Genomic DNA, 12197 nt, shown 5'->3' on the forward strand with positions numbered 1-12197 from the left:
GAGTTGTTAAAGCGCTGCGAAAACCAGTCTCCAAGCTGGATTTATCCCCTTTTCCTGCACCCTCTTGACAAAAGTGCAATCACTCTAACCTCTCACCGATGGTCTTGTTGAGAATGGTGCAAGATGTCAGTCTACCCATTTATACGATTCTTTTTGTTCAAACGGGCGATTTCGGGCTTCTTTACGGGCTGCTGCTTGCCGTTGCTTCTTCTGTGTTAGGGTTTCATCTTGTGGTGGTTTCAGCTTTGGCTCCCGATTCCAAAGTTTTTGCCACAACAAACCCATTGATTGACCAGTCTGAGGCTCTATGGCTAAAGCACTATGTAATATTAGACCGTTACCTGCCTTACCAATTGGGCCGTAACCTTCTGTTTTGGCTTTAATACTGCCATAATCAAGAAAACTCGTATCTCCGACGCACAGCACTACATCCTGTTCTGCAACCGTTTCCGCCGTCATTTGACAGTGCGGCTCAATCACCCTGGGAAATTCCACTTTGGGGTTAGCAAAAACTCATAGGCTCTTTTGAGTACTGTTCCATTGCTGAAGATTTCTGACAGTGCTTTACCAAATCCAAGGCTTAGAGCATACCCAATTGACATCGCACGCTCATTCAATCGGCGGTAAGCGTAGCCATGCCGTCAGGCTTATCGCCTAGAGATATAGTTGCAAAATTCTTCTCCCACCAGTCCAGCATTGGTTGTTACCTTTAGCACCCGATTGCAATTACTTTACCGTATCTGCTGTGCTGTTTCTTAAATCCTTTGTTGGTAAGCCTTTCAAGACTTAACGGGAAAAGTAAGAAGAGGGTTAAGTTGCACATGCATATTAGTAGCCCGTTACAGCCCGATAATTCTCTGAGTCCTTGGTTGCCTTGCCTTGGACATGGCTATTGGGAAGGGGCGGCGAGTTTGGCTATTACCTCTGGTCATCAGGCAGGCGATCGCGCTTTCGGGGAAATTTACGCAGCAACAGTTTTTGATTATGCGATCTCTACGATGGGGTTCTCTCAAGAGCCTAGTCCAAAACTCTTAGCCAAAGTTCATTGGATATCGTTTCATAGCCCTCTTTTGTCACTTTGGGAAAATCCAATCGTTGAAAATATTGCAGAGCTTTAATTTTCAGATTTTTGCTACAAAACTTTAGTTATTGTTAGAAAATAAAAGTTTAAAGCGTTATCAAATCAAAGTTTCAGAATTTAGCTTCGATTATTGTTTTCCGAGAGTGACAAAAGCATCCGAGGAAAGCGATGCATTCCCAATGGATGTAAAGAAACATTTCTATTTCTTAGAAGAGGGATAGTTTCATAACTCGACAATAAGATTATCTGCACGGGTTTTGTTTTTATTCCTGGCGATCGCAGTATTGAAAGCAGCTCATCAATTCCTTAGCGTAACTTTCGGTATCACTGCTCATTCCACCCCGTTACTAATTGCAGCGAATCAGCTTCGTTGTTGTATCCAGCTTTTTTGAGATTGTTGTAATGAGTTTCTAGGATGAGAATGTCTTGCGATCGCCAAGAGACTTTTTTCGCAACTACAGCAATTTGCTTTGCTAAGTCTGACCGTAATCGTCCCAAATCTCGGCTGGGTTCCCAGGCTTGGGCAAATATTTTAAGAGTTTTGTTACCTTGCTCATGACTCAATTGAGCAGGAATCGTTTTAGTGTTAGGAAAACCCAACCATGTGAGCAGTGTTTTGACTTCATCAGTGCCGCCACCAAGGAAATAAATCAAAAACCTCCACTGTTCAAGTTCTGATTGAGCATAATATGATTGAGGATAATAAATACTATCTAGAATTAGCAAAACATTATTCAGGTCGAGTTGTTCTATCTTCCCCAATGCCTCTGCTGAACTTTTACGAACACTTGGGCCAAGGGTTTTATCCTTGAAGATGTCAGCAATATCTTGAACGTAGGGTTTGGCAACTTCCCCCAGATTTCCCAATGCCACTGCTGCACTTCTACGAACACTTGAGTCAACGGTTTTATCCTTAAGGATGTCAGCGATATCTTCGACGTAGGGTTTGCCTGTCTCCCGCAGATTTTCTAATGCCACTGCTGCTCTAGAACGAATATATGACTCAAGGGTTTCATCCTTGAGAAAGTCTAGGATGTCTTTGACATAAGGTTTGGCAGCCTCCCCCAAATTTCCCAATGCAGAAGCTGCATAGCAACGAACATCTAAGTCAACGGTTTCATCTTTGACTAAGTTGAGGATGTCTTGGCCATAGGGTTTGACAGCCTCCCCCAGATTTCCCAATGTCACTGCTACATTGGAACGACAACTTGAGTCAACGGTTTCATCCTTGAGGAAATCGAGGATATCTTTGACATAGGGTTTGGCTGCCTCCCCCAGATTTACGAATTCCTGTGCTGCACCGTAACGAACAATGGGGTCAACAGTTTTATCCTTGAAAATGTCAGCGATATCTTGGAGGTAGGGCTTGGCAGTCTCCCCCAGATTTCGCAATGCGCTTGCTGCACAGTAACGAACAATGGGGTCAACGGTTTCATCTTTGAGGAAGTCGAGGATGTCTTTGACGTAAGGTTTGGCTGCCTCCCCCAAATTTGCCAATCCCTCTGCTGCACCGGAACGAACATAGTCGTCAACGGATTTATCCAGTAGGATGTCAGCGATGTCTTTGACGTAGGGCTTGGCTACCTCCCCTAGATTTCCCAATGACTCTGCTGCTTTAGAACGAACACTTGGGTCAACTGTTTGATCCTTGACGAAGTCGAGGATGTCTTTGACGTAGGGTTTGGCTGCCTCCCTCAGATTTCCCAATGACTCTGCTGCACTTCTACGAACATTTAAGTCAACGGTTTGATCCTTAGCTTCCTCAAGGATGTCTTTGACGGGTTTAGCTGCCTCCCCCAGATTTTCCAATGCCTCTGCTGCACTTCTACGAATATTTAAGTCAACGGTATTATCCTTGAGGATTTTCAAAACTTTCTCAGCAATATCCTCTGGTTTGTGAACCACCGATTTCAAATTTTTTAGATCATATTCATTGAATTTTTCAAGAGCGAGTTTCTTTACTCCGTCATATCCATCATCCAAAGCAGCAACGATGCCGTTAATCTGCCACGCTTCTTGCTTCGGCTGTTCTTTGGGGCTTACCCAAGGTAGGGCGCGGAAGAAAGTCAACAGCAGGGTAAAGGGAAATAGGAAAAAGGGCGACGAACGCTTTTTAATTATGTGTAGATGCATTTGTAATTCGTAATTTATTTAGAGGATGTCTGAAAAGTAAAAAAGCCCACGTAACGTTATCCTGTCATTAGAAAAAATGCTTAAGTATGACAGCATTACGAGAGCCATAAGTCCATCCTACCCAAGTAACTTTGACTGCTCGTAAAATTATAAGTTTGTAAAACCTGATGATTATTCCATTGCCGTTTTGGGAATGTTTACTCAGCCTTACAATCGAAACTCTGGCCCGTTCTCACCCATCACAACCCCATCAGTTTTCTCGACCCATCGTTTAATGCGATCGCGCAACGACGGAGCATTTACCCAGGTAGTTTGTTTAATTTTCAATACTCTTAATAGTTCCTCTTCGGCACTTATTTCCGGTTCAGGTTCAGTGCCAGCAATATAAGTAAACTTTTGCAATTTTCTCAATGCGATCGCTACCATAATTGTCTAACTAGAATACTAGCCAATCCTGCAAATATTTTAGTTAGTGTGTGATAAGTTGATTACCCGGATGCAAGTCATTGGCCTTCGAGTCGTAATCATAAGGTTAATCATCACTGGCATCATCACAGATACGATTAACAAATGATTCTGCCAACGACATTGTTTCTGACTTATTGGAGAAACCCCTATTCCACGGCAGATCGGGTAATCCTTTCTTTGAAATATGGTAGTAAATAAATCTGTAAAGCCACAACTGAGAGGATTCCTCAAAAAGTAGTTCTATGACGAAGCCGCGCCAAAAATAACCCTCAGTAGGGACTCGATTGGAAATATGGGGTATGAGAATCATTTTGACCTATAAAATTACCTATCATCTATTATTGATGATCGAGTTGTAATTTCTTCGCTTTCACCCAGCCCTTTATTTACACCATCAACCCCAAGATGTTGTCCTGAAACCTTAGTAACTCCTGGATCGCCCACATCATTATGAATATATAAAACGCCAGGTGATCCACTCTTACCCAAATCCTCCGTAAACTTAGAAGCTGTTTTGCGGGCCGTGTGGCGGCGCTCAATAATAGACATTAACTTGTGCCAATGCTCTAGGTCTAAGCTATAAACACGAATTTTTTCTCCTTCATGTCCTGGCATTGAACGCGACCAACGGAATTTAACTTTTATCCCCAACTGTGAGAGTAACTGGTGGAGTAGTTGCACATCGCTAACTTTTTCACTGGGTGTAAGGTTTAGGACTTGTTTGACTTCATCCCTATGTTTACGAATTTTGTCGGCATAAGGCTTAAGGTCATAGCCAGTCCACTCTTTATTAGAATCAAGAAAATCATTTAAGCCTAAAACTTCTCTCAGTCGTCGGCGTAACTCACACAAAGAAATATCCCAAGGACAAACTGACTGACTCCATTTGGCTTGGATGGCAATACTGTCAATGGTTTTGCAGGTTGCTATCTCTGGATAAAGTTGGTATTCAAGACTGAGGATTTCACCTCGCCTCCTGCCTGACAAATCCCAAAGTATATCTTCTAGGGTGAGAGTTTCTAGCTTGTAAAAATCCTTCAGGTAGTACTTCTCTATGGCAAGTAATTCTTCAGGTTGTAAACCAATCTCAGAATCACGTTTTGTTTCTAAGATTTTTATCTCTGTATAATTTAAGTCAGGGGCAGCAAGTAATTCGTTTGCTTCAGTTACCGTTACTTCCTCTTTCATTTTCTTGAGTAAATCTTTTACTCCAGAGAGGGAACCTGATTCAAGAATTTGAATATTATGCCCTTCATATTGTAACCTGACAAAAAGTGCGTCCCTTAAATTCCACATTGAGAAATTTTGGTCAGCGCTAATCCGACAAAATAAATTAATGTGTGGATCTGATTGGTAATCAATCTTATCTAATTCATCTCCCCAAGTATCTTCTCTAAGGTTAGAGCGAATTAAACTGACAGTCGCATCTGTTCCACGTTTGAGGTCTGCTTTAACTTGTAAAGGATTAATGGAATCAGAAACCTTACAAAAGTTCCGTCCTCTCTCGGCGCACCAGATTACTCTTTCTACCGACTCCCGAACTCTGGCTAAACCTTGAGCCATGTCAGCATCTATCAATGAAGTGCCATTGTAAATGCCATAAACCCTTTTCACTATTCCCTGACATTCAATGCTGATTCCAGTAGTGCCACTAGGAGACGAAATAACAATGTCATACTGTCCCTTTGCTATCTCAGCATCAGGAGTTTTCATGAAAGCACTTTCACATATTCCCCCACTGGTGTCTGAGTTAATCAGTAAAATTCTTTTCTCAGGAAACAGCTTCTGAATTAGTTTAGCTATATACTTGCTAAAACTTTTAGTATCTGTTTGCAGGAAAAGAATTTTCCCTTGTTCTAGCCGTTTAACATCTTCCAGAAAAATTCCAACGATAAATGAACGGTCAGAACATTTTAAAAATTTAGCATTATACGGCTGTGGCTTGTAATCATTATGAATTAGAAAGGCTGATTTTTCGCCTCGTACCTCACAGATATAATTTAAGACAGCATTATTCAGATCGGCATCAGCAATGATGATTCGACGTGCGACTCGAATTAATTCTCTAAATCTTGCTAGTAAGGCAGGACGTTTGCCATCTTGAGCGCAGGTTGAAGAGGTGAGCAAGTGCCGCACGACTTGTACGACTTCATCCAGTATCAGGTCACACCCCCTGAATTTTTCTGGATCAATTGCCAACAAAGCATCAATGCAAGCTCCGATCCTTAATGTATAGCCACTGCCACTGATAAAATCTCCGTTAACCTTGTCAAGGTCGCCTCGGTAATTAATGCCAAAGCGCTCACATAAATTACGCGTAAGAGCGATTCTATGAGTTGTAGCTAGAACTTTGTTTCTGTCAGCAATAACATTGCTTGTAAATTTTGTTTTACCTGTCCCTTTGGCTGAATGAATGCCAATACGGTTCAGTTAAGGCTCAAAGTCATGTAAATTAGGTATTGTTGCTAAGAATGGAAATTAAGTATCGTGCATCTGAGGGATTTTTCGTTGGTGTCTCCTGATATACAAAATGCTGACTTGCTTAAAGCAATCGAAATGGCTATTCCAGCAACGGCAATTGAACAGGCGATCGCTAATACCAAAACCGAAGAGGAACGCAGGCGATCGCTACCAGCACAATTAGTGGTTAGTCTGGTAATAGCAATGAGTCTTTGGTCTAAAGACTCGATGCGTGATGTACTGAAAAACTTAATTGATGGACTAAGTGAATCATGGGTTAAGGTTGGTAAATATTGGCGAGTACCTTGTAAGTCAGCCATTACACAAGCCCGACAGCGATTAGGTGCAAGGGTAATGAGCCAATTATTTCATCAGTTAATACGACCAATGGCGACACAGGAGACATTAGGAGCGTTTCTGAATGGGCTAAGAATTGTAGTCATTGATGGTACTTGTTTCGATGTCCCAGACAGCGATGAAAATGCAAGAGTTTTTGGTCGCCCCAGTAGTCGTCCAGGTACACAAGCAGCATTTCCCAAAGTTAGATTAGTCATATTAGTAGAAGCAGGAACGCACTTAATCTTTGATGCTTTAATGTGTCCATATCGCATCGGAGAACGAGTGCGGGCATTGAAATTATTACGCTCTGTACAATCAGGGATGTTATTGATGTGGGATAGGGGATTGCATTCATATGCAATGGTAAAGACAACAGTGTCTAAGGGATGTGACTATTTAGGAAGAATTCCTGCCAATGTGAAATTTCTTGCAGAACAACCTTTAGAAGACGGCTCTTACCTGTCATATATTTATCCATCGGGCAAGCTTAGAAAAAAAGGTTGTCAACCAATACTGCTACGAGTGATTGAATACACAATTGAACATCCAGAAAACCCTACTGAACAACTTACATATCGCTTGATTACAAGCCTATTAGATATTGAAAAATTCCCCGCCGAGTTGTTAGCCAGAGAGTATCATCAGCGTTGGGAAGTAGAAAATACAATTGATGAATTGAAAATACACCTTTTAGGACGAAAAACTCACGTTCGTTCCCAAAAACCACGGGAAGTCGTGCAAGAGGTATACGGCTGGTTGTTGGGGCATTGGTCAGTCAGGGTATTAATGTTTCAAGCTGCAACCAGTGCCTCTGTTCCACCATTACGTCTGGGTTTTACAGGAACATTACGAGTCATCCGTCGTGCCCTTCCTAAGTTTCAACGCTTACAACCAGAAGAATTCCCTTTTTTTTCGATTGGCTAACCCTAGAGATTTTAGATACCTTATTACCTGAACGAGTTTCACGTAATAACCCCAGAGTTGTGAAAAAACCTGTATCAAAGTTTCGTTCTAAAAAGCCAACACACAGAGGTACTGGACAACCAGTTGAAGCTCTTAAATTTCATATCACTAATCAGTCTTTCAGCCTTAACTGAACCGTATTGCAGTATAATACTTTCGTTTTTCTTCTATTAAACGGAATCCACCCTCTTCCTCAAAATTTCCAGGAGTTAAGAGTATATGAAACCCTTGTGAAGCAAAATACTCGCTCTTAAAAGCAAAACCATGCTTTATATCAATATGTTGTTCTAAAGATTCATAAAGCCAACCTTCAGGAATCATAACCAAGCTCCTGTAAATACCCATTCATCTTAATTTTGATTCCTGCTAACTCTTCCTCTAACAAATCAATCTCAGATTGCACTTCCTCAATGTCAATCTCCTCTTCTTCCTCAAAAGTATCTACATACCTGGGAATATTCAAATTAAAATCATTTTCTTTAATTTCTTCAAAACTAGCAAGATAGGCATACTTATCTACAGCTTCCGGCTTCTGATAAGCAGCAACAATCTTCTTTATATCCTGCTTTCGTAAATTGTTCTGGTTTTTGGCATCCCCAAAGTCCCGACTTGCATCAATAAAAACAACATTATTATCTATTTTATTTCGCTTAAAAATCAAAATTGCCGCCGGAATACCAGTACCAAAAAACAAATTACTCGGCAACCCAATTACCGCATCTAGTAAATTCTCCTCAATGAGTTTCTGACGGATTTTACCCTCACTGCTACCCCGAAATAGAACACCATGAGGAACAACCACTGCTACCCGTCCATTTATTAGCGTTGTTGTTTCAATCATGTGACTGATAAAAGCAAAATCCCCCTTCCCTTTGGGCGGAATTCCCCTCTCAAACCGTTTAAATCGGTCACTCATCACATCATCCGCACCCCATTTATCCAAGCTAAATGGAGGATTCGCTACTACCACCTCAAAGCGCATTAACTTATCATCTTCAAGCAACTTCGGGTTGCGAATGGTATCACCCCATTCAATTCGAGCGCCATCCACCCCATGCAGAAACATATTCATCTTGGCTAAAGCCCAAGTACCGCCAGTATTTTCTTGACCATACAAACTATAATCATTACTGCCTTGTCGCTTAACGTAATTAGCGCACTTAATCAACAGCGAACCAGAACCACAAGTGGGGTCACAAATCCGTTCCCCCGGTTTGGGTGCAATCAACTCCGCTATCAATTCGGAAACTTCCGCCGGGGTGTAAAACTCTCCCGCTTTCTTCCCTGCACCCGCCGCAAATTTAGCAATTAGGTACTCATAAGCATTGCCAATTACATCCATATTGCCTATGCGTGAGGGACGCAAATCAAGTTTAGAATTGGCGAAATCCTCCAGCAACATCTTCAGGCGCACATTGCGATCGCGAGTTTGGCCTAAGTTAGATTCACTGTTGAAGTCAATATTTCTAAACACCCCCGATAGTTTAGCCTTATTAGATTCTTCAATCTTCTCCAGTGCCTTGTTGATGATATCGCCCAGGTTTGTTTCGTTCCGTTGGCGATACAAGTCATCAAACCTGCACCCTTCTGGTAATACGAACCGTTCACGCTCCAACCGCCGCAGGATACGCTCTCTGTCATCCCCATATTTTTCTTTTAATTTTTCATAGTGTTCAGTCCATACATCGCTGACATATTTTACGAACAACATCACCAGCAGATAGTTTTTATACTCACTGGCATCTATACTGCCTCTAAAGGTATCACAAGCGTTCCAGAGGATATTGTTGATTTCATTTTGACTGACAGGGAGTAGTGGAATTGTGAGATTGTCCATGAACGAGGTGAATTACCAGATAAGACTACTGAGTTCAGAATTAAATTAATGACTTTGCTTCTCTCAATTTTTGAGGCAAATATCCTTCTGGATGGTTATGATACCTGAGTTTCACCACCATCACCAAAATTGTAGGGGCGAAATGTGCGATCGTACAGAGAGGTATGTAGCAATTTGTTAAACTTAAGCTGTGGTTCGCCTTTATATAAGCGATGGCGTTGACTCTAGCGATCGCATCTGCACGTTTACATACAGGTTTAAAATTATCTACCCACTCTAATAAATTTAGGCAATGGGTTTTTGACCATATTTACTAAATAAATCGTTCAGTGCTTCGGACAGCAGCGCTTGGACTGTTGTATCTTGTGACAATGCAAGTTGTTTCAACTGTTTGGACACAGCTGGATCAAAGTGACCTGCGATCGCTTTCTTACCTTGCCGACTGGGTGCGACTCCAGGGGAGGAATTATTGCTCAACGGTTCACCATCTGGACTTATTACGGACTTTGTGGATTTTTCTGGTTCTGAAACTTTGCGTAGAGAATCGGCTAAATTCGTCTTCTTTAACATCAGACTTAACGTGTATACATATCAACAAGTATACAATAATATAATATTACAGTGCTACAGTTTTACAGCTTAACTTGTTTACATAACCATTTGTAGAATTCCCAAATCTCATCCGCAGCCTTTCCTTTTGGCTCATATTCCTGTGCTGCTAATCCCCCTGCTAACGACCGTACAAAAGCGGTGCGCTGAGAAATACGAACCGGGGCGATGGGAATGTTGTACTCTTTTATGGCATCAGCCGCCTCATCTCCAAGGGAGCCTCTTGTGGGAACACAGTTCAAAACGACTGTGGCAGTTTTTTTAGCCAGCTTAACCAAATCAATTGTGTTGGCGATCGCACGTAAATCCAGAATCGAGGGCTGGCAGGGTATCAGAATTAAATCGGCAGCACGGATGGCGGCAAGAGCAGAGGATTCCGAATGTGGGGCAGTGTCAATAACCACTAACTGTGCCCCACCATCTCTGGCAGTCTCCAAAACTTTTTCTAACCGTGATGCTTGGCAGGAAATTACAACAGGAGATTCTGCTTCTCGTGAATCTCCCCACTTGCTGGCGGACGCTTGTGGATCTAAATCTACAAGTACAGTTTCCTTACCTTTGATGGCTGCGGCAACCCCAAGATGAATACTTAACGAAGTTTTGCCGACACCGCCTTTTTCTGCGACAATAGCTACTGTCTTCATGTATACATATCCACACATTAACATTTAAACAAGTGTACAAGTTTAGTAGTGAGATGAGCAGTGATCCAGCTTCGTTACGTCCTTGGACTTGATGACCTACTTTCAATGTTCTTGCTACTAAGGCGAAAATTTTAACAATTGAAACTTTTGGGAAGATTAGGAACTAGTCAACCTGGAAGTTAGTAAGAGTCAACTAGGTATTAAACGACATCAGACGGGAACTAGCCTACAATTGGTGATAACTTTTAAAATCTAGTATTATTTTTGTCACTGCTCAAAATTTATGATGATTTATGAAGCTATTTACTATTGGGCACTCAAATCACTCAATTGAAACTTTTATCGGACTTTTAAACAAACATAACGTTACTGCTGTGGCAGATGTTCGCTCACACCCTTACAGCCGTAACTTTCCACATTTCAACCTAGCTTCTCTTAGAAAAACACTTAAAACTGCTAATATTGCATATATTTTCCTCGGCGATAATCTTGGTGCCCGTCCTAATGAGCGAAGTTGTTATGTAGAAGGTATGGCTCGCTACGATTTAATTGCAGCAACAGAAGCTTTTACCGATGGGTTAGCTCGTCTTATCAAAGGCGCTGAACGACACCAAATTACTCTAATGTGTGCTGAACATGATCCTATAGTCTGCCACAGAGCTATCTTAGTTTGCCAACATCTGAGGAAGACTGGATTAGAAACTCAACATATTCTAAAAAGTAGCGATCTGGAGTCACATCAACATTTGGAGGAGAGATTATTGAAACTACACCATTTAGAACAAATGCTTTCTCCATCCGAGAAGTCTGATGATGCATATAAATCTGCGGAACAGCTTTCACTCTTTGATACAAAACTTTATAGCGCTCATGCTAGACAAATGGATGTTAAAACTACATTTCACTTTCGTGAAGAGTTAATTCAAAAAGCATATAAGCTCCAAGGAGATCGAATAGCTTATGTAGAAAAGTAAGGAAGAGAGCAAAATCAATCTCATGAGCGAACCAGTTAATCTATTTACTATCGGTTTTACTCAGAAAAAGGCAGAGCAATTCTTTGAAACACTTCTTAAGGCTGGTGTTAGACAAGTAATTGACACTCGACTTAATAATGCCTCGCAGCTCGCTGGGTTCACAAAAAAGGAGGATTTGAAGTACTTTCTTCAGAAAGTTGCGGGAATTGAGTACATTCATATTCTTGATTTAGCTCCAAGCAAAGATATTCTAGACGACTATAAAAAGAAGCGAATAAATTGGGCAACCTATGAAGAGAGGTTCAATCAACTGGGAGCATCCACTTTCGGCAGAAATACTCAAACAGCAAGTAAACCATTGAGATAAGCACAACGAACAGACAGGATTTGATTAACACTATCAACATTCCACTGTGCGCCGGAAATTTTAATCCTAGCTCCAATCTGTTTAATAGCAGATTCAACTGCACCAGAACCAATAGAACAAAGTTGTTCAGCTTGGTAATAGCTGTAATTGACAATACGAGAACGATGTTTGTTGAGATAAGTGATGAAATTTTTCACCTGTTTACCTCGACAATGAATAAACAAAGCCTGAGTATTATCTATTTGACCTTGCCACAAAAAATTTTCAGCAGCTTTAAGCCGTTTTAAAGAACCACCAATTTTATAGAGATTTTCTTTAAGGT

The 12197-nt window shown here is 41.3% G+C and carries 12 protein-coding genes and 2 pseudogenes; 4 read left to right on the plus strand and 10 right to left on the minus strand.

The features are described 5' to 3' along the window. Nucleotides 1–129: 129 nt before the first annotated feature. Nucleotides 130–459, minus strand: a pseudogene (locus H6G26_RS33215) (IS4 family transposase); the annotation flags it as partial. Nucleotides 460–821: 362 nt separating this feature from the next. Here H6G26_RS33215 and H6G26_RS33220 point away from each other — a divergent pair. Beyond that, a complete protein-coding gene (locus H6G26_RS33220) occupies nucleotides 822–1118 on the plus strand; it encodes a hypothetical protein (RefSeq protein WP_190735192.1) in 297 nt (98 codons plus the stop codon). Nucleotides 1119–1405: 287 nt separating this feature from the next. Here H6G26_RS33220 and H6G26_RS33225 read toward each other — a convergent pair whose 3' ends face one another. The 4 genes from H6G26_RS33225 to H6G26_RS33240 form a co-directional block, all read right to left on the minus strand. Further along, a complete protein-coding gene (locus H6G26_RS33225; protein ID WP_190735194.1) occupies nucleotides 1406–3214 on the minus strand; it encodes a HEAT repeat domain-containing protein in 1809 nt (602 codons plus the stop codon). Nucleotides 3215–3421: 207 nt separating this feature from the next. Then, on the minus strand, nucleotides 3422–3640 hold the full coding sequence (locus H6G26_RS33230) for a hypothetical protein (protein ID WP_190735196.1): 219 nt from the start codon (nucleotides 3638–3640) through the stop codon (nucleotides 3422–3424). 106 nt (nucleotides 3641–3746) lie between these two features. Next, nucleotides 3747–3992, minus strand: coding sequence for a hypothetical protein (locus H6G26_RS33235; protein ID WP_190735198.1), 246 nt, complete (start codon nucleotides 3990–3992; stop codon nucleotides 3747–3749). 14 nt (nucleotides 3993–4006) lie between these two features. Further along, complete coding sequence (locus H6G26_RS33240) at nucleotides 4007–6112, minus strand: plasmid replication protein, CyRepA1 family (protein ID WP_347242547.1); 2106 nt, start codon at nucleotides 6110–6112, stop codon at nucleotides 4007–4009. 126 nt (nucleotides 6113–6238) lie between these two features. Between H6G26_RS33240 and H6G26_RS33245 the strand changes: the two genes are divergently transcribed. After that, nucleotides 6239–7405, plus strand: a complete 1167-nt coding sequence (locus tag H6G26_RS33245; RefSeq protein ID WP_190735213.1) for an IS4 family transposase — start codon at nucleotides 6239–6241, stop codon at nucleotides 7403–7405. A gap of 165 nt (nucleotides 7406–7570) precedes the next feature. On the opposite strand, the gene H6G26_RS33250 is transcribed toward H6G26_RS33245, so the two are convergent. The 4 genes from H6G26_RS33250 to parA form a co-directional block, all read right to left on the minus strand. Next, nucleotides 7571–7765, minus strand: a complete 195-nt coding sequence (locus H6G26_RS33250) for a hypothetical protein (RefSeq protein ID WP_190735202.1) — start codon at nucleotides 7763–7765, stop codon at nucleotides 7571–7573. Further along, on the minus strand, nucleotides 7755–9281 hold the full coding sequence (locus H6G26_RS33255; protein WP_190735204.1) for a type I restriction-modification system subunit M: 1527 nt from the start codon (nucleotides 9279–9281) through the stop codon (nucleotides 7755–7757). Before H6G26_RS33255 ends, H6G26_RS33250 begins: the two co-directional genes overlap by 11 nt. 285 nt (nucleotides 9282–9566) lie before the next feature. Next, nucleotides 9567–9851 (minus strand): ribbon-helix-helix domain-containing protein, encoded by a 285-nt coding sequence (locus tag H6G26_RS33260; RefSeq protein WP_190735206.1) that lies wholly within the window; start codon nucleotides 9849–9851, stop codon nucleotides 9567–9569. A gap of 62 nt (nucleotides 9852–9913) precedes the next feature. Next, nucleotides 9914–10534 carry a ParA family partition ATPase gene (parA, locus tag H6G26_RS33265; protein WP_190735208.1) on the minus strand — a complete coding sequence of 207 codons (621 nt, stop codon included), beginning with the start codon at nucleotides 10532–10534 and terminating at the stop codon, nucleotides 9914–9916. A gap of 293 nt (nucleotides 10535–10827) precedes the next feature. Here parA and H6G26_RS33270 point away from each other — a divergent pair, with 293 nt between their 5' ends. Beyond that, nucleotides 10828–11508: a DUF488 domain-containing protein gene (locus H6G26_RS33270; protein WP_190735210.1), complete on the plus strand. Its 681-nt coding sequence runs from the start codon at nucleotides 10828–10830 to the stop codon at nucleotides 11506–11508. A gap of 22 nt (nucleotides 11509–11530) precedes the next feature. Beyond that, on the plus strand, nucleotides 11531–11875 hold the full coding sequence (locus H6G26_RS33275) for a DUF488 domain-containing protein (RefSeq protein WP_190735212.1): 345 nt from the start codon (nucleotides 11531–11533) through the stop codon (nucleotides 11873–11875). Here H6G26_RS33275 and H6G26_RS33280 read toward each other — a convergent pair. Continuing rightward, a pseudogene (locus H6G26_RS33280) lies at nucleotides 11848–12197 on the minus strand (ISKra4 family transposase); the annotation flags it as partial. The gene H6G26_RS33275 and the pseudogene H6G26_RS33280 overlap by 28 nt on opposite strands.

It is taken from the genome of Nostoc sp. FACHB-888 (genome assembly GCF_014696655.1).
Lineage (GTDB): Bacteria > Cyanobacteriota > Cyanobacteriia > Cyanobacteriales > Nostocaceae > Nostoc.

Bases quoted from the DNA above. Each gene is read 5' to 3' on its own strand.
- H6G26_RS33230 (WP_190735196.1), bottom strand. From the start codon at position 3,640: ATGGTAGCGATCGCATTGAGAAAATTGCAAAAGTTTACTTATATTGCT.
- H6G26_RS33235 (WP_190735198.1), bottom strand. From the start codon at position 3,992: ATGATTCTCATACCCCATATTTCCAATCGAGTCCCTACTGAGGGTTAT.
- H6G26_RS33250 (WP_190735202.1), bottom strand. From the start codon at position 7,765: ATGATTCCTGAAGGTTGGCTTTATGAATCTTTAGAACAACATATTGAT.
- H6G26_RS33220 (WP_190735192.1), top strand. From the start codon at position 822: ATGCATATTAGTAGCCCGTTACAGCCCGATAATTCTCTGAGTCCTTGG.
- H6G26_RS33255 (WP_190735204.1), bottom strand. From the start codon at position 9,281: ATGGACAATCTCACAATTCCACTACTCCCTGTCAGTCAAAATGAAATC.
- H6G26_RS33260 (WP_190735206.1), bottom strand. From the start codon at position 9,851: ATGTTAAAGAAGACGAATTTAGCCGATTCTCTACGCAAAGTTTCAGAA.
- H6G26_RS33245 (WP_190735213.1), top strand. From the start codon at position 6,239: ATGGCTATTCCAGCAACGGCAATTGAACAGGCGATCGCTAATACCAAA.
- H6G26_RS33225 (WP_190735194.1), bottom strand. From the start codon at position 3,214: ATGCATCTACACATAATTAAAAAGCGTTCGTCGCCCTTTTTCCTATTT.
- parA (WP_190735208.1), bottom strand. From the start codon at position 10,534: ATGAAGACAGTAGCTATTGTCGCAGAAAAAGGCGGTGTCGGCAAAACT.
- H6G26_RS33270 (WP_190735210.1), top strand. From the start codon at position 10,828: ATGAAGCTATTTACTATTGGGCACTCAAATCACTCAATTGAAACTTTT.
- H6G26_RS33275 (WP_190735212.1), top strand. From the start codon at position 11,531: ATGAGCGAACCAGTTAATCTATTTACTATCGGTTTTACTCAGAAAAAG.